The organism is Streptomyces sp. NPDC043176, from assembly GCF_056436715.1.
Genome location: NZ_JBWKCA010000017.1, coordinates 164,308 through 184,142, shown reverse-complemented (window position 1 = coordinate 184,142; position 19,835 = coordinate 164,308). Strand labels below are relative to the sequence as shown.

Sequence of the window (19,835 nt, the reverse complement as noted above, 5' to 3'; positions counted from 1 at the left end):
GCCCGCTCCCGGCCCACCGTCAAACGCTCCGACCTGGCCGGCTGGGCCGGCTACGGCTACTGCCCCTCCCACTCCCGCTTCTTCTGGGGCCTGCGCCTACATCTGCTCTGCACCCCCGGCGGCCTGCCCATCGCCTGGGCCCTGGCCCACCCCAAGACCGACGAACGCGAAGTCCTCGCCGACATGCTCACCGGGGACCAGGACCTATGGGCCACCCACCCCGGGCAGACGATCGTCGGCGACAAGGGCTACGTCTCCAAGCACCTCGACGCCTTCATGGCCGACCACGGCCTGACCCTGCTGCGGCCCAGCTACCGCAACCTCAAGCCCCGGCCCGGGGAGCACCTGCTCAAACCGATCCGGCAGCTCATCGAGTCGGTCAACGACACCCTCAAGGGCCAGCTCGACCTCGAACGCCACGGAGCCAGGACCCCCGCCGGAGTCCTGGCCCGCGTCGGCCAACGCATCCTCGCCCTGACCGCCGCGATCTGGCACAACCGGACCAACGGAACACCGCTGACCAGGTCATTGATCGCCTACGACCACTGACCCGGACTTCGGACTTAATCGTCTAGAGGCCGTCCTCTCCACCAGGCCGGTCGGGGTGCGTGCCAGGCCCCGCGAACCCGGCACGATCGACAAGACGCCGCCCAAGGCCGGCCGGAGAGGCTCACCGCCTGATCAGCCGGCGCGCCGTCGCCGCCGCCACCGCCGCGGTCCGCGAGTCCACACCCAGCTTGGCGAAGACGTGCACCAGGTGGGACTTCACGGTCGCCTGGCTGAGGAACAACGCCTTGCTGATCTGCTGGTTCGACAGGCCCTCGCCCACCAGTTGGAGCACCTCCAGCTCGCGCTTGGTCAGGGCCTCCGCCGGGGTCCGCATGCGGTCCATCAGCCGGTGCGCCACCGCCGGCGCGAGCGCCGACTGACCGGCCGCCGCCGTCCTGACCGCCGCCGCCAGCTCCTCCGGCGGCGCGTCCTTCAGGAGGTAGCCGGAGGCACCCGCCTCCACCGCCGCCAGGATGTCCGCGTCCGTGTCGTACGTGGTCAGGACCAGCACCTTCGGCCCGCCGGGCGCCGCGGTGATCGCCGCCGTCGCCTCCGATCCGTGCATCCCGGCGCCGAACTGCAGGTCCATCAGGACCACGTCCACGTCCCCGGCGGCGGCCAGCTCCACCGCGCGCTCGGCCGTGGCGGCCTCGGCGACCACCGCGAAGTCGGGCTCGGTGTCGAGGACCGCGCGCAGGCCCGCCCGTACCACCGGGTGGTCGTCGGCGAGGAGGAGTCGGATGGTCATGCTTCAGGCTCCAGCCGGGAGAGGGAGGGCGACGGCGACGGCGGTGCCCTGACCGGGCGCCGACTCGACGGTGAACGTCCCGCCCAGCGACTCCGCCCGCGAGCGCATCGCCGGAAGCCCGAAACCGCCGTCCGAGGAGGGGCGTACGGACGCCGGGTCGAAGCCCCGGCCGTCGTCGACCACGTCCAGGGTCACCGACGCGTCCATGAACGACAAGGTGATCTCCGCGCGCGAGGCCGAGGCGTGCCGCACCGTGTTCGCCAGCGCCGACTGCGCGATCCGCAGCAGCGCCACCTCGTACGGGGTGGGCAGCTCGACCGGCGTGCCGCTCACCGAGAAGCGGATCCGGGGCCCCGGCCCGTACGGGCTCGCCCCGGCCGGACCCTCCGGAGCGTGGCCGGGACCCGGCTCGCACAGGCGCTCCAGGGCCGCCGCGAGGGAGCCGTGCTCCAGGTCCGGCGGCGAGAGCGCCCGGACGAAGCGCCGGGCCTCCGCCAGGTTGTCCTGCGCCGCCTCGCGGGCCCGGCCGATGTGGCCCGCGGCGGGGGAGTCCGCGGGGAGCACCCGCTCGGCCGCCCGCAGCAGCAGCTGGATCGAGGACAGGCCCTGCGCGAGGGTGTCGTGGATCTCCCGGGCGAGACGCTCCCGCTCGGCGAGCGTCCCCGCGTGCCGCTCGGCCGCCGCCAGCTCCGCCCGCGTCGCGATCAGCTCCTCGATGAGCCGCCGCCGCCGCTCGCTCTCCCGGTACAGGGCCTGGTAGCCGAGGACCGTCGCCACCGCCACCGCCGCGCCGAGCAGCGGCCCGATGAAGACCCCCGGGTTGAGGGCGGCGCCGTGTCCCACGTACGAGAGGATCGCCGCCACCGCCGTGAGCGCCACGGCCGGCAGCGACCAGCGCGTGGACAGCAGGTGCAGTTGGAGGAAGTACAGGGGGAAGGCCAGCCAGAGCGCCTCCGGGGTGAGCCAGAGCAGCGCGAGCCAGGACGCTCCGAGGACCGCCAGCCACACGCCGGCGGCGCGCTGCGAGCTCCGCACGGACGGCAGGTACGAGCCCGCCGCGTAGACCGCGCCCACGACGGCCGCCAAGACCGTCCCGGCCGCCGAGTCCGCCCGTACCGCCGCCAGGACGAGCAGACCCGCCATCAGGAGGTGCAGGCAGAGGCGCAGCGCGCGCAGGGCGGGGGTGAGGGGACGCCGGGCGGGGTGGAGGGAGGAGCGGGGATCCATGATCCCTCCAGGGTAGACAGCGGGAGACAATCCGGACTCAACCGAAAGTTTGATTGCGGAGCCATCCGTGGCGCGATGCCCGCAGGGCACCTCGCCGACCACTCTGGTCAGCATGTTCGTGGCATGGAGAGACCTGAGATTCGCCAAGGGGCGGTTCGCCCTCATGGGGACCGTGATCGTGCTGATCACCCTGCTGGTGGGGCTGCTGTCGGGGCTGACCGCCGGGCTCGCGCGGGAGAACGTCTCCGCGATCACCGGCCTGCCCGCCGACCGGCTGGCCTTCGCGGCACCGCCGTCCGGGCAGTCGGTGTCCTTCACCAACTCGACGGTGACGGAGGAGCAGTGGCAGCGGTGGGACGGGCGGCCCGGGGTGACGCAGGCCGACCCGATCGGCATCCGTACGCTCAACGCCGCCGCCGGCGACCGCACCGCCGCCGTCTCCGCCTTCGGCACGGAGCCGGACGCGGGGCTCGCGCCCGTGCCCGCCGGCGCGGGGAAGGCGGTCCTCTCGGAGTCGGCCGCGGAGGAGCTGGGCGTGGCGGCGGGGGACACCGTCCGCCTCGGATCCCTCGAGGTCACGGTCACGGCGGTGTCCGGCGACGCCTCGTACAGCCACACCCCGGTGGTGTGGACCTCGCTCGACGACTGGCAGAAGCTCGGCCGCAGCGGCACCACCCCGCAGGAGCAGGCCACCGTCATCGCGCTGAGCGGCGACGGCACGGACTGGGCGGCCGGCGACGAGACCGCCGGGACCGAGGCCCGGACGATCGACGGAGCCCTGACCGCCATAGGGTCCTACCAGGCCGAGAACGGTTCGCTCCAGCTGATGCGCGGCTTCCTCTTCGCCATCTCCGCCCTCGTCATAGGAGCCTTCTTCACCGTCTGGACCATTCAGCGCAGCGGTGACGTCGCCGTCCTCAAGGCGCTCGGCGCCTCCACCCCGTACCTCCTCAAGGACGCCCTTGGGCAGGCCGTCCTCATGCTCACGGCCGGCACCCTGCTCGGCACCGCGCTCGCGGTCGGCATCGGGGCGCTGGTCAGCGGCGGGAACGTGCCGTTCGTCCTGGAGCCGCTGACGGTCCTCGGACCGGCCGCCGTGATCGTCGTCCTCGGTGTGCTCGGCGCCGCCCTGTCCATCCGGCGGATCACCGCCGTCGACCCCCTCACCGCCCTCGGGAGCGCCCGATGAGTCTCGTCCTCGACGCCGTCACCCTCACCTACCCCGACGGCGACGGCCGGCTGACCGCCCTCGACGCCGTCTCCCTCGACGTCCCCGCCGGTACGCTCACGGCCGTCGTCGGACCGTCCGGCTCCGGCAAGTCCAGCCTCCTCGCGGTGGCCGCCACCCTGGTGACCCCGGACGAGGGGCGGGTCGTCGTCGCCGGTACGGACACGGGGCCGCTCACCCCGGCCGCCAAGGCGGAGCTGCGGCGCGAGCACATCGGGATCGTCTTCCAGCAGCCCAACCTGCTGCCCTCGCTCAGCGCGGCCGAGCAGCTCCAGGTCATGGCCCACCTCTCCGGGCGTCCGCCCCAGGCGGTACGGGGCCGGGCCCTGGAGCTGCTCGACGCGGTGGGCCTCGCGGACCAGGCCCACCGGCGGCCGCACCAGCTCTCCGGCGGCCAGCGCCAGCGCGTCAACATCGCCCGGGCGCTGATGAACGAGCCGTCCGTGCTCCTCGTCGACGAGCCGACCAGCGCGCTGGACCACGAGCGGGGAGCCGCGGTCATGGACCTGCTCGCCACCCTGACGGCCGAGCGCGGCACGGCGACCGTCCTGGTCACCCACGACCGCACCCATCTGGCCCGCACGGACCACACGGTCACGGTCCAGGACGGCAGGGTCGCGGAACCGGCCCGGGCCTGAAGCGACCGGCCCCCGGGCCTGAAATCACCGACCGGGCCTGAAGCCACCGGCCGCGCTTGAAACCACCGGCCCGGGCCTGAAGCGACCGGCCCGGGCCTGAAGCCACCGGTCCGGGCCTGAAACCACCGGTCCGGGCCTGAAAACCACCGGCCCGGGTCGGAGGCGTCTCCACGCGGGTCACGGCGGCGCTGCGGGGCGCGAGGACCCGCCGCAGCCGAGGAGGCACTCCCGGGCTCACCGGTCGCGCCGGAGCGCGGACTGCGGCAGGCCGAGGGGGAACTCCCAGCGCCCGCCGGGCCCGCGCACCCCGATCACGCCGTCGGCGTCGGCCCCCGCGAGGGCGTCAGGCCTGGCCGCTGCCCGAGGTGTTCGCCAGCGCGGCCGAGAGCTCCCGGGCCACTTCCTGGAGGATCGGGACGATCTTCTCCGTGGCCGCCTCCGTGACACGGCCCGCGGGGCCCGAGATGGAGATGGCCGCGGCGGTGGGGGAGTCCGGCACGGAGACCGCGAGGCAGCGGACTCCTATCTCCTGCTCGTTGTCGTCGACGGCGTAGCCGGTCTCTCGGACCGCGACGAGCGCGTCGAGGAAGCCGTCCGGCGTGGTGATGGTCTTCTCGGTGGCGGCCGGCATGCCGGTACGGGCGAGCAGCGCGCGCACCTCGTCCGCCGGGGTGTGCGCGAGGAGGGCCTTGCCGACGCCGGTCGAGTGCGGCAGCACCCGGCGGCCGACCTCGGTGAACATGCGCATCGAGTGCTTGGACGGCACCTGCGCCACGTAGACGATCTCGTCGCCGTCGAGCAGCGCCATGTTCGCCGTCTCGCCGGTCTCCTCGACGAGCCGCGCCAGATAGGGGCGGGCCCAGGTGCCGAGGAGGCGGGCCGAGGACTCGCCGAGCCGGATGAGACGGGGGCCGAGCGCGTACCGCCGGTTGGGCTGCTGGCGTACGTAGCCGCAGGCCACCAGGGTGCGCATCAGGCGGTGGATGGTGGGCAGCGGGAGCCCGCTGCTGGCGGAGAGTTCGCTCAGCCCGACCTCGCCTCCGGCGTCCGCCATCCGCTCCAGGAGGTCGAAGGCACGCTCAAGGGACTGGACGCCACCGCTCGCGGCGGAGGGCTTGGCGGCGTCGGTGGTGCTGGCGCTGGACGTCGGCACGTCAACGGTCCTTTCGAGGCAGGCGGGCAAGGCAGCAGCCTACCGGGCCACCGGCCGGGGCACATGGTCCCGGCCCCGGTGTACGGGCCGGTCAGGGGGTGTTTGTCCGGTGTCGGCGAGGGCCCGGCGGGGTCCGGGTCCGCCCCACATGTGCGGAGCTACCTTCTACTGTACGGAATTTCCATTCCACTTTGTGGAAACGTCCAAGACGGGTTCATCGAGGGCCGATGCTGGAAGTGTGCCCTTGACGACATGTCGTCCGGAAGTGAAGACTCCTTCAACAGTTCGTTGAATTTCTTGCCGAAGTGCTTGAACCGAAGTGCTTGAAGAAGGGGTACGGGTGGACGTCAACCTGGTCCTGCGCTCGACACGCGTCATCACCCCCGAGGGGACGCGCCCGGCGTCGATCGCCGTCTCCGGAGGGACGATCGCGGCCGTGCTGCCGTACGACGCCGAGGTACCCGCCGGGGCCCGGCTGGAGGACGTCGGCGACGACGTGGTCCTCCCCGGCCTCGTCGACACCCACGTCCACGTGAACGACCCCGGCCGCACCGAGTGGGAAGGCTTCTGGACCGCCACCCGCGCGGCCGCCGCCGGCGGCATCACCACGCTGCTCGACATGCCGCTGAACTCGCTGCCCCCCACCACCACCGTGGAGAACCTGCGCGTCAAGCAGGAGGTCGCCCGCCGCAAGGCGCACATCGACGTCGGCTTCTGGGGCGGCGCCCTGCCCGACAACGTCAAGGACCTGCGGCCCCTCCACGACGCCGGCGTCTACGGCTTCAAGTGCTTCCTGTCGCCCTCGGGCGTCGACGAGTTCCCCTCCCTCGACCAGGAGCAGCTCGCGACCTCGCTCGCCGAGATCTCCGGCTTCGACGGCCTGATGATCGTGCACGCCGAGGACCCGCACCACCTCGCCGCCGCGCCCCAGCGCTCCGGCGGCGCCTACGCCGACTTCCTCGCCTCCCGTCCCCGGGACGCCGAGAACACCGCCATCGAGAACCTGATCAACCAGGCCCGCAGGCTGAACGCCCGCGTCCACGTCCTGCACCTGTCCTCCTCCGACGCCCTGCCGCTCATCGCCGCCGCCAGGGACGAGGGCGTCAAGATCACCGTGGAGTCCTGCCCGCACTTCCTCACCCTCACCGCCGAGGAGATCCCGGACGGCGCCACCGAGTTCAAGTGCTGTCCGCCCATCCGCGAGGCCTCCAACCAGGACGCCCTGTGGCAGGGACTCGCCGACGGCACGATCGACTGCATCGTCTCCGACCACTCCCCGTCCACCGCGGACCTCAAGACCCCCGACTTCGCCTCCGCCTGGGGCGGCATCTCCTCCCTCCAGCTCGGCCTGCCCGCCATCTGGACCGAGGCCCGCCGCCGCGGCTTCGACCTGACGGACGTCGCCCGCTGGATGTCCGAGGCCCCCGCCCGGCTCGCCGGACTCACCCGCAAGGGCGCCATCGAGGCCGGCCGCGACGCCGACTTCGCCGTCCTCGACCCCGACGCCACCTTCACCGTCGACCCGGCCGAACTCCAGCACCGCAACCGGATCACCGCCTACGCGGGCAGGACCCTCAGCGGCGTCGTCACCTCCACCTGGCTGCGCGGAGAGCGCATCGCCGACCACGGCACCCTCGCCGAGCCCTCCGGCCGCCTCCTCGAAAGGAACAACTGACGTGTCGTCCATACCCAGCTTCACCGGTGACGCCAGCCCCTACGGCGGCGGCGACCCGTACGCCGACTACCGGACGGCCGACTTCCCCTTCACTCGGTACGCCGACCTCGCCGACCGCCGCCTGGGCGCGGGCGTCATCGCCGCCAACGACGAGTTCTTCGCCGAGCGCGAGAACCTCCTTAAGCCCGAGGCCGCCGAGTTCGACCCCGAGCACTTCGGCCACAAGGGCAAGATCATGGACGGCTGGGAGACCCGCCGCCGCCGCGGCGTCTCCGCCCGGCAGCCGCACCCCACCGAGGACGACCACGACTGGGCCCTCGTACGGCTCGGCGCCCCCGGCGTGGTCCGCGGCATCGTCGTCGACACCGCCCACTTCCGCGGCAACTACCCGCAGGCCGTCTCCGTCGAGGCCACCTCCGTCACCGGCTCGCCCTCGCCCGAGGAACTCCTCGCCGACGACGTGAAGTGGACGACGCTCGTCCCGCGCACCGCCGTCGGCGGCCACGCCGCCAACGGCTTCGCCGTCGACGTCGAGCAGCGCTTCACCCACCTGCGCGTCAACCAGCACCCCGACGGCGGCATCGCCCGCCTCCGCGTCCACGGCGAGGTCGCCCCCGACCCGGCATGGCTCGGCGTGCTCGGCACCTTCGACCTCGCGGCCCTGGAGAACGGCGGCCAGGTCGAGGACGCCTCCGACCGCTTCTACTCCCCGGCCACCAACACCATCCAGCCGGGCCGCTCCCGCAAGATGGACGACGGCTGGGAGACCCGCCGCCGCCGCGACAAGGGCAACGACTGGATCCGCTACGGCCTGGTCGCCGAGTCCGAGATCCGCGCCGTCGAGATCGACACCGCGTACCTCAAGGGCAACAGCGCGGGCTGGGCCGCGGTCTCCGTCGCTGCCGAAGGCTCCGAGGACTGGACCGAGATCCTGCCCCGGACCCGCCTCCAGCCCGACACGAACCACCGCTTCGTCCTCGACACCCCGGCGGTCGGCTCCCGCGTCCGGATCGACATCTACCCCGACGGCGGCATCTCCCGCCTCCGCCTCTTCGGCTCCCTCACCGAAGCCGGCACCGCGCGGCTCACCGCCCGCCACCAGGAGCTCGGCGGCTGACACCACCCGCTCCCGGGCCGGACGCGTCCACGCGACCGGCCCCCCGAACCGGGCGGGCACGACACCCCGCCCGGCCCGCGAGGGCGCACCGACCCGACAGCACCGGTGCGCCCTCCGCCTCTTTTGGGCCCGTTCGCCTCCGGGCGCCCCCAGCCGGGCTCACGGCCCCGACCGTGCTCGCCCCCTTCGTTCCTCAGGGGGCTCCGCGCGCTCGGGGCCGTTCCCCCGGCGGCGCCCTTCGGCTCACTCGCCGGTCCTGGGTGTGGGCGTCACGGGACGGGGCCTGCGGGTGGGCGTTGCTCGGTGGGTTCGGCTCGGTTCAGGTGTCGCGGCCCGGGTGTCCTTCGGCCGTCATCCTCACGCCGCGTGCCCGCCGTCCACCGAGAACTCGGCGCCCGTCACGTAACGGCCTTCCGGGCCGGCGAGGAAGGCGACCATGGCCGCCACCTCGTCAGGGGTGCCGAAGCGGCCGAGTGCCGTCAGGGCGGCCTGGTCCTGGGCGTACGGGCCGTCCGCCGGGTTCATGTCGGTGTCGACGGGGCCGGGGTGGACGATGTTGGCGGTGATGCCGCGGCTGCCCAGCTCCCGGGCGAGCGCCTTCGTCAGGCCTGTCAGCGCGGCCTTGCTCATCGTGTAGAGGCTTCCGCCGGGGCCCGGCACGCGCTGGGTCATGCAGGTGCCGATGGTGACGATCCGGCCGCCGTCGGGCAGGCGCGCGGCCGCCGCCTGGGAGGCGAGGAAGGCGGCGCGGACGTTGACCGCGAGGACCCGGTCCACGTCCGCGAGGGTGAGGGACTCCAGCGGGCCGAGGACGCCGACGCCCACGTTGTTCACGAGGACGTCGAGCCGGCCCAGGGCGTCCGCCGCCCACTCCACCGCGCCCGCGGCGTCGCCGGCGTCGGCCGCGTCGGCCCGCAGGGGGAGCGCCTTGCGGCCCGTCTCCTCGATGCGCGCGGCGACCTCCTTGGCCCGTGCCTCGTCCTGGACGTAGGTGAAGGCCACGTCGGCGCCCTCCCGGGCCAGCCGTACGGCCGTCGCCGCGCCGATCCCCCGGCTGCCGCCCGTGACCAGGACCGCCGTGCCGTTCATCGTGGACATCCCGAAACCTCCGTGAGAAGTACTGAGTGGTTGCGGGTTCAATGAAAGTCGGAGAAGTGGCGGGAGGCTGGCGGGAATCGGACGCCGACCCGGGCACCGATGACTTCCGCCGGGGGGTGGAGTCGGAAGGGGTGGGACACGATGGTCCCGAGAACAGAAAGGGCACCGCCATGGCCACCCTCAGTCTCACCCAGTTCCTCACCCTCGACGGCGTCGTGCAGGCGCCCGGCGGCCCCGAGGAGGACCGCAGCGGCGGCTTCGGGCACGGCGGCTGGTCCGTGCCGTTCGGCGACGAGGACTTCGGACGGCGCATCGACGAGATCTTCGCCCGGCCGACCGCCTTCCTCCTGGGCCGCCGCACGTACGAGATCTTCGCGGGTTACTGGCCGAAGCGGACCGACCCCGCCGACCCCGTCGCCACCAAGCTGAACGCCCTCCCCAAGTACGTCGCCACCACCACCCTGACCTCGGCGGACTGGGAGGGCACCACCCTGCTGAACGGCGACGTCGTCGAGGAGGTCGCCGCACTCAAGGCACGCACGGACGGCGAGATCCAGATGCACGGCAGCGCGAACCTCGCCCGGACCCTCCTTGACCACGACCTCATCGACACCCTCCACCTGCACGTCTTCCCCGTGGTCCTGGGCACCGGCCGCCGCCTCTTCACCGACGGGGTCCGGCCCACCGCCTTCCGCCTCACCGACGCGCGCACCACCGGCACGGGCGTCGCCCTCCACACGTACGAGCTGGCCGGCCGCCCCGAGTACGGCAGCTACTGAGCGGGTCCGGGCGAAAGGTGTAGCCACCACGGGCCTGTCCGGGTACGGTGATCGCTCCGCGTGCGAGCCGCCGAAGTCTCCACCACCCCCAGAGAGTCGGAGAGTCGGCCGCCATGTCCTCGATCGCCGCACCCCTGTCCCTCGACGCCCCCCGCCGGGCCTGGCTCGCCGATCTGCCCGTGCTGCTCGTCGCCGTGGTCTGGGGCGCCAGCTACCTCGCGGCCAAGGGAATCACCACCACCCACACGGTCATCGCGGTCCTCGTCCTGCGCTTCGCGGTGGTCCTGCCGGTCCTCGCCGCCGCGGGACGGCGGAAGCTCAGGGCCCTGGACGCGGCGCAGTGGCGCGGCGCCGCGACCCTCGGCCTGATCCTCGGCGGGATCTTCCTCCTGGAGACGTACGGGGTCGTGCACACCTCGGCCACCAACGCGGGCCTGATCATCAGCCTCACGATGATCTTCACTCCGCTGGCGGAGGCCGCCGTCACGCGGGTCAGGCCGCCCCGCGCCTTCCTCGCCGCGGCCGCGCTCTCCGTGGCGGGCGTGGTCCTGCTGACCCAGAACGGCGGGTTCACCGCGCCGTCCGCCGGCGACCTGCTCATGCTGCTCGCCGCCCTCGCCCGAACCGTCCACGTCCTGGCCATGTCCCGGATCAAGGCGGTCCGCTCGGCCGACTCGCTGTCGCTCACCACGGTCCAGCTCGGCTCGGCCGTCGCCGTGTTCGCCGTCATCGCGGCCTTCCCGGGCACCGGCGCGTCACCCTGGGCCGTGGCCCTCGACTTCGGGCCGCGCGAGTGGGCCGGGCTGCTGTTCCTCTCCGTCTTCTGCACGCTCTTCGCCTTCTTCGTGCAGATGTGGGCGGTCCGCCGCACCTCCCCGTCCCGGGTCAGTCTCCTCCTCGGCACGGAGCCCCTCTGGGCCGCGGCCGCGGGCATCGCCGTCGCCGGCGACCGCCCCGGCGTCCTCGGCCTCGCCGGCGCCGTCCTCGTCCTGGCCGGCACGACATGGGGCCGCCGCGCCGCCGACGGCGCGACGACCGTCTGAGCCGTACCTGCGCGGGGGCGGCCGGCAGCCTGAGCGGTACCTGCGCGGGGGCGACGACCGTCCGAGCCGTACGCCCCCGGCGGCGGTGTGGGGGTCAGGACTTCGGTACGCGGTCCGACGCGACCATCAGGACCAGGCCGAGGACCGCTATGACGATGTTGGCGAACAGCTCCCGGCCCTCCAGGAACCCCACGTTGTCGGTCAGGAAGCGGGTCAGGCCCATCAGACCGAACCAGCCGTCCGTCAGCTCGCGGACCACCCCGCAGACGCCGAAGACGGTGAGCAGGAAACCGACGACCTCCAGGAATCTCTTCATGCCGTGATCATGGTCGGGGCGGGGGGCCGGCCGCGTCCGCCACCGGTCCACGACCACCGCTACCGAAGTATCGACCCGCGCGACTTAGGTAGCGTCCCGCCCGCCCGTGCCCGTTACGGGCCCCTGAACTGCGTACATTGCGGATATGACGCGTACGGACCGGCAGCGCTGGCTGCTCCCCTCCCACCTGGTCGAATCGGGCGGGAGCGAGGGGGGACGGCCGCGCCGAACCGTCCGCGACTGGGTCGTGGACACCTCGCTGTTCCTGCTCGCCGCGTTCGTGGGTCTGCTCGCCGCCGACGCCAGTGCGGAGTACACCAGCGAGACCGTCACCCTCGTCGACCAGCTCGCCGGGGCCGCCGCCTGTTCGGCCCTCTGGCTGCGCCGGCGGTGGCCGGTGGGGCTCGCCGTCGCCCTCGCCCTGGCGAACGTCGTGGCCCCCGTCGCCGCCGGAGCGCTCCTCGCGAGCCTGTTCAGCGTCGCCGTACGCCGTCCCTTCCGCGAGGTGGCCTGGATCGGGGCGCTGGCCGTCGCCACCTCCGCCGCCCAGGTCTTCGCGCGCCCCGATCCCACCACCAACGCCGGGCTCAGCGTGGCCATCGGCTCGATCCTCATCCTCCTCGTCACCGCCTGGGGCATGCTCGTCCGCTCCCGGCGCCAGCTCGTCGAAGCCCTCCGCGAGCGGGCCCGCCGCGCCGAGGCCGAGGCCGAACTGCGCGCCGCCCAGGCCCAGCGGCTCGCCCGCGAGGCCATCGCCCGAGAGATGCACGACATCCTCGCCCACCGGCTGACCCTGCTCAGCGTCCACGCGGGCGCCCTGGAGTTCCGGCCCGACGCCCCGCCCGAGCAGATCGCCCGGGCCGCCGGCGTCATCCGCGACAGCGCCCACGAGGCCCTGCAGGACCTCCGCGAGATCATCGGCGTCCTGCGCGCCCCCGGCGAGAACGGCGACGGCGACCGGCCCCAGCCGACCCTCGCCACCCTCGACGCGCTCGCCGCCGAGTCCCGGGAGGCCGGAGCGGACGTCGTCCTCGACGTCGACGTCGACGACCCCGCCGCCGTCCCCGCCTCCACCGGCCGTACGGCCTACCGCATCGCGCAGGAGGGACTCACCAACGCCCGCAAGCACGCCCCCGGAACCAAGGTCACCGTCACCGTGGGCGGCCGCCCCGGCGAAGGGCTCACCGTCACCGTCCACAACCCGGCCCCCGAGGGGCCCGTCCCGCACGTCCCCGGCTCCGGCCAGGGACTCATCGGCCTCACCGAACGCGCCACCCTCGCCGGCGGCCGGATGGACCACGGACCGGACCCCGACGGCGGATTCGCCCTGCGCGCCTGGCTACCGTGGCCCGCATGACCATCCGGCTGCTCATCGTCGACGACGACCCCCTGGTCCGCGCGGGCCTCACGTTCATGCTCGGCGGCGCCGACGACCTGGAGATCGTCGGCGAGGGCGCCGACGGCGGCGACGTACCCGAACTCGTCGCCCGGCACGCGCCGGACGTCGTCCTGATGGACATCCGCATGCCGCGTGTGGACGGGCTCACCGCCACCGAACGCCTCCGCGCCCACCCGGGCGCCCCCGAGGTCGTCGTCCTCACCACCTTCCACGCCGACGAGCAGGTGCTCCGAGCCCTCCGGGCCGGCGCCGCCGGCTTCGTCCTCAAGGACACCCCGCCCGCCGAGATCGTCGCCGCCGTCCGCCGGGTCGCCGCCGGCGATCCCGTCCTCTCCCCGGCCGTCACCCGCCAGTTGATGAGCCACGTCGCCGGCGGGCCGGAACGGCCCCGGGCCGCCACGGCCGCCGAGCGCCTCGGCCGCCTCGCCGAGCGCGAACGCGAGGTGGCCGTGGCCGTCGGCCACGGCCGCTCCAACGCCGAGATCGCCGCCGAGCTGTACATGAGCGTCCCCACGGTCAAGGCCCACGTCTCGCGCGTCCTCGCCAAACTCGACCTCAACAACCGCGTCCAGATCGCCCTCCTCGTCCACGACGCGGGCCTCCTGGACGGCGACGAGGACGGGAACGCGAACGGCTAGGACCCGCCCTGAACGTCCTGGGCCTGTCCGGTAAGGCCTGGACCTGCCCGGAGACCCTGGGGGCACCCGCCGCGCGGAGGCCGCAGGCCCGTCCGGTGGACTGCCGCACACGAGCCGTCGGACAGGGCCCGTCGGATAGTCTGCGTCGATGTCCGTCATCGAACTGGGGGAGTACGGCGCGGACTTCACCGCGAACCCGTACCCCTACTACGCGAAGCTCCGTGAAGCAGGTCCCGTGCACGAGGTGCGGATGCCCGACGGTTTCCGGTTCTGGCTGGTCGTCGGGCACGAGGAGGGGCGCGCGGCGCTCGCCGACCCGCGGCTCGCCAAGTCCCCGTCCGTCATCGGCGTACGGCCGCCGGAGGAGGACGTCATCGGCGTCCACCTCCTCGCGGCGGACGCCCCCGACCACACCCGGCTGCGCCGCCTGGTCACGGCGGAGTTCACCGGCCGCCGCGTCGAGGGCCTGCGGCCCCGCATCGAGCGGCTCACCCACGAGCTCGCCGACGCGATGGAACCGGCCGGGCGCGCCGACCTCGTCGACGCGTACGCGTTCCCCCTGCCGATCACCGTCATCTGTGAACTCCTCGGGGTGCCCGCGGAGGACCGCGACACCTTCCGCCGCTGGTCGCACGAGCTCGTCGTGCCGACCGGCGAGCGCGGCATCCAGGAGGCGCTGGAGGGTTTCGGCGGGTACCTCGACGAACTCATCGAGGACAAGCGGGCCGCCGGACCCGCCGACGACCTGCTGTCCGGTCTGATCGCCGCCCGCGCCGAGGACGGCGACCGGCTCTCCGGACCCGAACTCCGCGCCATGGCCTACCTGTTGCTCATCGCCGGGCACGAGACCACCGTCAACCTGATCTCCAACACCGTCCGCAACCTGCTCACCCACCCCGAGCAGCTCGCCGCCCTGCGCGCCGACCCGGACCTCCTCGACGGCGCGATCGAGGAGTCCCTGCGGTACGACGGGCCGGTGGAGACCGGCACCTTCCGCTTCACCCGGGAGCCCGTCGCCCTCGGCGGCACCGAGATCCCGGCGGGCCACAGCGTCCTCGTCGGGATCGGCGCGCTCGACCGCGACCCCGCCCGCTTCCCCGACCCCGACCGCTTCGACATCCGGCGCGACACCCGCGGCCACCTCGCCTTCGGCCACGGCATCCACTACTGCCTGGGCGCACCCCTCGCCCGCCTGGAGGGCCGGATCGCGCTCCGCACCCTCCTCGACCGCTTCCCCGACCTGGCCCTCGACCCCGAGGGCGCCCCCTGGGAGTGGCTGCCGGGCCTCCTCATGCGGGGCGTGCGCGCCCTTCCGGTGCGGTGGTGACGGGAGGCGTGCACCCGACCGGGGCCGGAAGCCCCTCGGAAGGCCGCTGAGCGGTCAGCGGGAATCGACGCCCACCGGACGCCGTTCCCGGCGCGAGCGTTCGCAGGCCTCGGCGATGCGCAGCGCCGCGAGAGCCTCCCGGCCGTCGCAGGGATTGGCGGCCTCGCCGCGCACGAGGCGTACGAAGGCGTCGAGTTCGGCCTCGTACGCGGGGCCGAACCGGTCGAGGAAGCCCGGCCAGGGCTTCCCCGGCGGGGGAGGGCCCTGCGGTTCGAGGGAGGTGAGCGGGGCGCGGTCGTCCAGGCCGACCACGAGCTGGTCCCGGTCGCCCGCCAGCTCCATCCGCACGTCGTACCCGGCGCCGTTGCACCGGGTCCCGGTGACCGTCACGAGCGTGCCGTCGTCCAGGGTGAGGAGGGCGGCGGCGGTGGCGACGTCGTCCGCCTCCCGGAACATCGACGGGCCCGCTTCCGAGCCCGTCGCGTACACCTCGACGACCTCCCGGCCGGTCACCCACCGGACGACGTCGAAGTCGTGCACCAGGCAGTCCCGGAAGAGACCGCCGGAGAGCGGCAGGTACGCGGCGGGCGGCGGCTCCGGGTCGGAGGTCACCGCCCGGACGGTGTGCAGCCGGCCGAGCCGCCCCGACCGCACCGCCTCGCGCGCGGCCCGGTACCCCGCGTCGAAGCGGCGCATGAAACCCAGCTGGAGCTGCGTACCCGCCGCCGACACCGCCGCCAGCGCCGTCGCCGTGCCCGGCACGTCCAGGGCGATCGGCTTCTCGCAGAACGCCGGCAGACCCGCCTGGGCGGCGCGGGCGATCAGCTCCGCGTGCGCCGCCGTCGCCGACGCGATCACCACGGCGTCCAGCGCGTGCCCGAGCAGCGCGTCCACGTCCGGTGCAGCCTCGGCGCCGAGCGCCCCCGCCACCCCGGCCGCCCGCGTCGCGTCCGCGTCCGCCAGGACCAGCGAACCGACCTCCGGATGACGGGCCAGCACACCCGCGTGGAAGCTCCCGATCCGTCCCGTACCGATCAGTCCGATGCGCATGCCCCCACCGTGGGGGCGGCCTGCCCGACTGTCAAGGATTTGTCAGGACATCCGGACGTCACGACCTCCCGTCATCACGCTTCCTGTCCTCCGCCCCCCGGGGCTACGCTCCCCCCGTGTCCAAGCAGTCCGGTTCCGCCCCGCCCCCGCTCTCCGTGGACCGCACCAGCCCGGTCCCGCTCTACTTCCAGCTCGCCCGGCAGCTGGAGAGCGCCGTGGAGAACGGGACGCTCGCCCCGGGCGCCCTCCTCGGCAACGAGATCGACCTCGCCACCCGCCTCGGCCTCTCCCGCCCCACCGTCCGCCAGGCCATCCAGACCCTCGTCGACAAGGGCCTCCTGGTCCGCCGCCGCGGCGTCGGCACCCAGGTCCTGCACAGCAGGGTCCGGCGCCCGCTGGAACTCGGCAGCCTCTACGACGACCTCGACGCCGCCGGACAGCGCCCCGCCACCCGGGTCCTCGTCAACCGGCTCGAACCCGCCCCCGGCCCGGTCGCCGCCGCCCTCGGCGTACCCGAGGGCAGCGAGGTCCACTACCTGGAACGGCTCCGCACCGCGCACGGCGAACCCATGGCGTACCTGCGCAACCACCTCCCCGCGGGGCTCGTCGCCCCGGACACCGTGCTCCTGGAGGCGACCGGCCTGTACCGGATGCTCCGCTCCGCCGCGCTCACCCTGCACAGCGCCCGGCAGTCGGTCGGCGCCCGCGCCGCGACCGCCGCCGAGGCCGCGCTCCTCGACGAGGAGGAGGGCGCACCGCTCCTCACGATGGAGCGCACCACCTTCGACGACACCGGCCGGGCCGTCGAGCACGGCTCCCACCTCTACCGGGCCGCCCGCTACTCGTTCGAGTTCCGGCTGATGGCCCGTCCCTAGGGGGTGCACGGACCAGGACGGGGCCCCCTGGCGAGCGCCATGACCCGCATGACCGATACTGCAATGCACGCAGAAGGACACAAAGGAGGGCACGGCCTCGTGACCAGGCTTCGGACCGGAGGGGTACGCGCCGTCGTCGGCGCCGTGCTCGCGCTCACACTCACAGGGGCGCTCGCGGGGTGCAGCAGCACCGGCGGAAAGCGGGCGGAGGACGCCCGCAAGGCCGCCCAGGCACAGGCCCAGGGCCGCGCGGCCGTCGACACCCCGAAGTGGACCTTCGCCATGGTCACCCACTCCGGGGACGGCGACACCTTCTGGGACATCGTCCAGAAGGGCGCCCAGCAGGCCGCCGCCAAGGACAACGTCGACTTCCTCTACGCCCACAGCGACGAGGCGCAGCAGCAGGCGCAGCTGATCGACTCGTACGTCTCCAAGGGCGTCGACGGCCTCATCGTGACCCTCGCCAAGCCCGACGCCATGAAGGCCGCCGTCGAGAAGGCCGTCAAGGCCGGCATCCCGGTGATCACCGTGAACTCGGGCGCCGAGCAGTCCAAGGCCTACGGAGCGCTCACCCACATCGGCCAGGACGAGACCGTCGCCGGCGAGGCCGTCGGCGAGGAACTCGACGCGCGGGGGAGGAAGAAGGCCCTCTGCGTCCTGCACGAGCAGGGCAACGTCGGCCACGAGCAGCGCTGCGCCGGTGCGAAGAAGACCTTCGGCGGCGAGCTCGTGAACCTCTACGTCGACGGCACCAACATGCCGGACGTCAAGGCGTCCATCGAGGCGAAGCTCCAGTCCGACAAGGCCATCGACGCCGTCGTCACCCTGGGCGCCCCCTTCGCCGACGCCGCCGTCCAGGCCGCGAAGAGCGCCGGGAGCACGGCGGAGGTCGACACCTTCGACCTGAACGCCAAGGTCGCCACCGCCCTCCAGGCCGGCACCCTCGGCTTCGCCGTCGACCAGCAGCCCTACCTCCAGGGCTACGAGGCCGTCGACCTGCTCTGGCTGTACCGCTACAACGCCGACGTCCTCGGCGGCGGCAAGCCGGTCCTCACCGGCCCCCAGATCATCACCGAGGACGACGCCGCCGCGCTCGTCGGCTACGCGGAGCGGGGCACCCGATGAGCTCCACCGCCCCGCCGTCGGACGGCGTCGACCACGTCGACGAACGGCTCCTGCGCACCACCCCGCTGAAGAAGCTCCTCGCCCGCCCCGAGCTCGGCTCGGTCGTCGGCGCCCTCGCCGTCTTCGTGTTCTTCTCGGTCACCGCCGACAGCTTCCTGCGCGCCTCCAGCCTCGGCACCGTCCTCTACGCCGCCTCCACCATCGGCATCATGGCGGTCCCCGTCGCCCTGCTGATGATCGGCGGCGAGTTCGACCTGTCCGCCGGCGTGCTGGTGACGAGCTCGGCGCTGATCTCGTCGATGTTCAGCTACCAGATGACCGCGAACGTCTGGGTCGGCGTCGGCGTCTCGCTGCTCGTCACCCTGGCGATCGGCTTCTTCAACGGCTTCATGCTGACCCGCACCAAGCTGCCCAGCTTCATCATCACGCTCGGCACCTTCCTCATGCTGACCGGCCTGAACCTGGGCCTCACCAAGCTGATCAGCGGCACCGTCTCCACCAAGAGCATCGCCGACATGGAGGGCTTCCCCTCCGCCCGGAAGCTCTTCGCCTCGCAGCTGACGATCGGCGGCGTCGAGTTCAAGGTCACCATCCTGTGGTGGTTCGGCCTCGTCGCCCTCGCCACCTGGATCCTGCTCCGCACCCGCTTCGGCAACTGGATCTTCGCCGTCGGCGGCGGCGCCGACGCGGCCCGCGCGGTCGGCGTCCCCGTCTACCGGACGAAGATCGGCCTGTACCTGGGCGTGGCGTTCTGCGCCTGGATCTCCGGCCAGCACCTGCTCTTCTCCTTCGACGTCGTCCAGTCCGGCGAAGGAGTCGGGAACGAGCTCATCTACATCATCGCGGCCGTCATCGGCGGCTGCCTGATCACCGGCGGATACGGCTCCGCCATCGGCTCGGCGGTCGGCGCCCTCATCTTCGGCATGACCAGCAAGGGCATCGTGTACGCCGAATGGAACCCGGACTGGTTCAAGTTCTTCCTCGGGGCGATGCTGCTGCTCGCGACCCTGCTGAACGCCTGGATCCGCAAGCGCGTGGAGGCCACCAAGTGACGACCGAGACCGCTTCCGCCTCCCTGGTCGAGCTGGACGACGTCAGCAAGTACTACGGCAACATCCGGGCCCTCGAAGGGGTGTCCCTGGAGGTCCGCGCCGGGGAGATCACCTGCGTCCTCGGCGACAACGGCGCCGGCAAGTCGACCCTCATCAAGATCGTCGCCGGGCTGCACCGGCACGACGCCGGCACCTTCCGCATCGAGGGCGAGGAGGTCGCCCTCGCCAACCCGCGCGACGCCCTCGACCGGGGCATCGCCACCGTCTACCAGGACCTCGCCGTGGTCCCCCTCATGCCGGTCTGGCGGAACTTCTTCCTCGGCTCCGAACCCACCAAGGGCTCCGGCCCCCTCAAGCGGCTCGACGTCGGCCTGATGCGGTCCACCACCCGCGAGGCGCTGCTCCGCATGGGCATCGACCTGCGCGACGTCGACCAGCCCATCGGCACCCTCTCCGGCGGCGAGCGCCAGTGCGTCGCCATCGCCCGCGCCGTCCACTTCGGCGCCAAGGTCCTCGTCCTCGACGAGCCGACCGCCGCCCTCGGCGTCAAGCAGTCCGGCGTCGTCCTGAAGTACGTGGCCGCCGCCCGCGACCAGGGTCTCGGCGTGGTCCTCATCACCCACAACCCGCACCACGCCTACCTCGTCGGCGACCGTTTCGTCCTCCTCAAGCGGGGCGTCATGGCCGGCAGCCACACCAAGGACTCCGTGACCCTCGACGAGTTGACCCGGCAGATGGCCGGCGGCACCGAGCTGGAGGACCTCCGCCACGAACTGGAGCGGCCCGCCGCTTCGTGAC

At 73.2% G+C, this 19,835-nt stretch carries 20 protein-coding genes; 14 read left to right on the top strand and 6 right to left on the bottom strand.

Annotated elements, in window-relative coordinates:
• Nucleotides 1-549: transposase (locus AC067A_RS26245; RefSeq protein WP_479244935.1), on the top strand; the 549-nt coding region annotated here is incomplete at its 5' end.
• Between the two features lie 121 nt (nucleotides 550-670).
• Here the strand turns inward: AC067A_RS26245 and AC067A_RS26240 are convergent.
• Nucleotides 671-1,297 carry a response regulator gene (locus AC067A_RS26240; protein ID WP_123456135.1) on the bottom strand — a complete coding sequence of 209 codons (627 nt, stop codon included), beginning with the start codon at nucleotides 1,295-1,297 and terminating at the stop codon, nucleotides 671-673.
• 3 nt (nucleotides 1,298-1,300) lie between these two features.
• Nucleotides 1,301-2,524, bottom strand: coding sequence for a sensor histidine kinase (locus AC067A_RS26235; RefSeq protein ID WP_479244934.1), 1,224 nt, complete (start codon nucleotides 2,522-2,524; stop codon nucleotides 1,301-1,303).
• A gap of 112 nt (nucleotides 2,525-2,636) precedes the next feature.
• Here AC067A_RS26235 and AC067A_RS26230 point away from each other — a divergent pair, with 112 nt between their 5' ends.
• The gene (locus tag AC067A_RS26230; protein ID WP_479244944.1) at nucleotides 2,637-3,713 is read left to right on the top strand and encodes an ABC transporter permease; all 1,077 of its coding nucleotides are present in this window, start codon (nucleotides 2,637-2,639) and stop codon (nucleotides 3,711-3,713) included.
• The gene (locus tag AC067A_RS26225; RefSeq protein WP_479244933.1) at nucleotides 3,710-4,390 is read left to right on the top strand and encodes an ABC transporter ATP-binding protein; all 681 of its coding nucleotides are present in this window, start codon (nucleotides 3,710-3,712) and stop codon (nucleotides 4,388-4,390) included. The genes AC067A_RS26230 and AC067A_RS26225 overlap by 4 nt, the downstream gene beginning before the upstream one ends.
• Before the next feature lie 343 nt (nucleotides 4,391-4,733).
• On the opposite strand, the gene AC067A_RS26220 is transcribed toward AC067A_RS26225, so the two are convergent.
• Complete coding sequence (locus AC067A_RS26220) at nucleotides 4,734-5,543, bottom strand: IclR family transcriptional regulator (protein ID WP_479244932.1); 810 nt, start codon at nucleotides 5,541-5,543, stop codon at nucleotides 4,734-4,736.
• A gap of 340 nt (nucleotides 5,544-5,883) precedes the next feature.
• On the opposite strand from AC067A_RS26220, the gene allB reads away from it, so the two are divergent.
• Together allB and alc are read left to right on the top strand one after the other, a co-directional pair.
• Entirely contained in the window at nucleotides 5,884-7,218 is a 1,335-nt protein-coding gene (gene allB, locus AC067A_RS26215; RefSeq protein ID WP_479244931.1) for an allantoinase AllB, read from the top strand.
• A 1-nt stretch (nucleotide 7,219) separates the two neighbouring features.
• A complete protein-coding gene (gene alc, locus AC067A_RS26210; protein WP_479244930.1) occupies nucleotides 7,220-8,335 on the top strand; it encodes an allantoicase in 1,116 nt (371 codons plus the stop codon).
• A 357-nt stretch (nucleotides 8,336-8,692) separates the two neighbouring features.
• Here the strand turns inward: alc and AC067A_RS26205 are convergent, their stop codons facing one another.
• A complete protein-coding gene (locus AC067A_RS26205) occupies nucleotides 8,693-9,433 on the bottom strand; it encodes an SDR family NAD(P)-dependent oxidoreductase (RefSeq protein ID WP_479244929.1) in 741 nt (246 codons plus the stop codon).
• Between the two features lie 170 nt (nucleotides 9,434-9,603).
• Here AC067A_RS26205 and AC067A_RS26200 point away from each other — a divergent pair, with 170 nt between their 5' ends.
• Entirely contained in the window at nucleotides 9,604-10,212 is a 609-nt protein-coding gene (locus tag AC067A_RS26200) for a dihydrofolate reductase family protein (protein ID WP_479244928.1), read from the top strand.
• A 113-nt stretch (nucleotides 10,213-10,325) separates the two neighbouring features.
• Nucleotides 10,326-11,255 carry a DMT family transporter gene (locus AC067A_RS26195; RefSeq protein ID WP_479244927.1) on the top strand — a complete coding sequence of 310 codons (930 nt, stop codon included), beginning with the start codon at nucleotides 10,326-10,328 and terminating at the stop codon, nucleotides 11,253-11,255.
• Between the two features lie 94 nt (nucleotides 11,256-11,349).
• Here the strand turns inward: AC067A_RS26195 and AC067A_RS26190 are convergent, their stop codons facing one another.
• Nucleotides 11,350-11,571, bottom strand: coding sequence for a hypothetical protein (locus AC067A_RS26190; RefSeq protein ID WP_479244926.1), 222 nt, complete (start codon nucleotides 11,569-11,571; stop codon nucleotides 11,350-11,352).
• 145 nt (nucleotides 11,572-11,716) lie between these two features.
• Between AC067A_RS26190 and AC067A_RS26185 the strand changes: the two genes are divergently transcribed.
• From AC067A_RS26185 to AC067A_RS26175, 3 genes are all read left to right on the top strand, one after another.
• Nucleotides 11,717-12,928, top strand: a complete 1,212-nt coding sequence (locus AC067A_RS26185) for a sensor histidine kinase (RefSeq protein WP_479244925.1) — start codon at nucleotides 11,717-11,719, stop codon at nucleotides 12,926-12,928.
• The gene (locus AC067A_RS26180) at nucleotides 12,925-13,608 is read left to right on the top strand and encodes a response regulator (RefSeq protein ID WP_479244924.1); all 684 of its coding nucleotides are present in this window, start codon (nucleotides 12,925-12,927) and stop codon (nucleotides 13,606-13,608) included. The genes AC067A_RS26185 and AC067A_RS26180 overlap by 4 nt, the downstream gene beginning before the upstream one ends.
• 148 nt (nucleotides 13,609-13,756) lie before the next feature.
• The gene (locus tag AC067A_RS26175; RefSeq protein ID WP_479244923.1) at nucleotides 13,757-14,935 is read left to right on the top strand and encodes a cytochrome P450 family protein; all 1,179 of its coding nucleotides are present in this window, start codon (nucleotides 13,757-13,759) and stop codon (nucleotides 14,933-14,935) included.
• Between the two features lie 54 nt (nucleotides 14,936-14,989).
• On the opposite strand, the gene AC067A_RS26170 is transcribed toward AC067A_RS26175, so the two are convergent.
• Complete coding sequence (locus AC067A_RS26170) at nucleotides 14,990-15,985, bottom strand: Gfo/Idh/MocA family protein (RefSeq protein WP_479244922.1); 996 nt, start codon at nucleotides 15,983-15,985, stop codon at nucleotides 14,990-14,992.
• Between the two features lie 155 nt (nucleotides 15,986-16,140).
• On the opposite strand from AC067A_RS26170, the gene AC067A_RS26165 reads away from it, so the two are divergent.
• The 4 genes from AC067A_RS26165 to AC067A_RS26150 all read left to right on the top strand — a co-directional run bounded on the left by AC067A_RS26165 (nucleotide 16,141) and on the right by AC067A_RS26150 (nucleotide 19,834).
• A complete protein-coding gene (locus AC067A_RS26165) occupies nucleotides 16,141-16,860 on the top strand; it encodes a GntR family transcriptional regulator (protein WP_479244943.1) in 720 nt (239 codons plus the stop codon).
• Nucleotides 16,861-16,959: 99 nt separating this feature from the next.
• A complete protein-coding gene (locus tag AC067A_RS26160; protein ID WP_479244921.1) occupies nucleotides 16,960-17,985 on the top strand; it encodes a sugar ABC transporter substrate-binding protein in 1,026 nt (341 codons plus the stop codon).
• Nucleotides 17,982-19,037, top strand: a complete 1,056-nt coding sequence (locus AC067A_RS26155) for an ABC transporter permease (protein ID WP_479244920.1) — start codon at nucleotides 17,982-17,984, stop codon at nucleotides 19,035-19,037. The genes AC067A_RS26160 and AC067A_RS26155 overlap by 4 nt, the downstream gene beginning before the upstream one ends.
• Nucleotides 19,034-19,834 (top strand): ATP-binding cassette domain-containing protein, encoded by an 801-nt coding sequence (locus tag AC067A_RS26150; protein WP_479244919.1) that lies wholly within the window; start codon nucleotides 19,034-19,036, stop codon nucleotides 19,832-19,834. The genes AC067A_RS26155 and AC067A_RS26150 overlap by 4 nt, the downstream gene beginning before the upstream one ends.
• Nucleotide 19,835: the final 1 nt, after the last annotated feature.

What these genes read in the sequence shown, in the direction of transcription:
- AC067A_RS26185 (WP_479244925.1), top strand. Translation starts at nt 11,717, where the DNA reads ATGACGCGTACGGACCGGCAGCGCTGGCTGCTCCCCTCCCACCTGGTC.
- AC067A_RS26235 (WP_479244934.1), bottom strand. Translation starts at nt 2,524, where the DNA reads ATGGATCCCCGCTCCTCCCTCCACCCCGCCCGGCGTCCCCTCACCCCC.
- AC067A_RS26200 (WP_479244928.1), top strand. Translation starts at nt 9,604, where the DNA reads ATGGCCACCCTCAGTCTCACCCAGTTCCTCACCCTCGACGGCGTCGTG.
- AC067A_RS26195 (WP_479244927.1), top strand. Translation starts at nt 10,326, where the DNA reads ATGTCCTCGATCGCCGCACCCCTGTCCCTCGACGCCCCCCGCCGGGCC.
- AC067A_RS26240 (WP_123456135.1), bottom strand. Translation starts at nt 1,297, where the DNA reads ATGACCATCCGACTCCTCCTCGCCGACGACCACCCGGTGGTACGGGCG.
- AC067A_RS26230 (WP_479244944.1), top strand. Translation starts at nt 2,637, where the DNA reads ATGTTCGTGGCATGGAGAGACCTGAGATTCGCCAAGGGGCGGTTCGCC.
- AC067A_RS26190 (WP_479244926.1), bottom strand. Translation starts at nt 11,571, where the DNA reads ATGAAGAGATTCCTGGAGGTCGTCGGTTTCCTGCTCACCGTCTTCGGC.
- AC067A_RS26170 (WP_479244922.1), bottom strand. Translation starts at nt 15,985, where the DNA reads ATGCGCATCGGACTGATCGGTACGGGACGGATCGGGAGCTTCCACGCG.
- AC067A_RS26175 (WP_479244923.1), top strand. Translation starts at nt 13,757, where the DNA reads ATGTCCGTCATCGAACTGGGGGAGTACGGCGCGGACTTCACCGCGAAC.
- AC067A_RS26205 (WP_479244929.1), bottom strand. Translation starts at nt 9,433, where the DNA reads ATGTCCACGATGAACGGCACGGCGGTCCTGGTCACGGGCGGCAGCCGG.
- AC067A_RS26155 (WP_479244920.1), top strand. Translation starts at nt 17,982, where the DNA reads ATGAGCTCCACCGCCCCGCCGTCGGACGGCGTCGACCACGTCGACGAA.
- AC067A_RS26225 (WP_479244933.1), top strand. Translation starts at nt 3,710, where the DNA reads ATGAGTCTCGTCCTCGACGCCGTCACCCTCACCTACCCCGACGGCGAC.
- AC067A_RS26180 (WP_479244924.1), top strand. Translation starts at nt 12,925, where the DNA reads ATGACCATCCGGCTGCTCATCGTCGACGACGACCCCCTGGTCCGCGCG.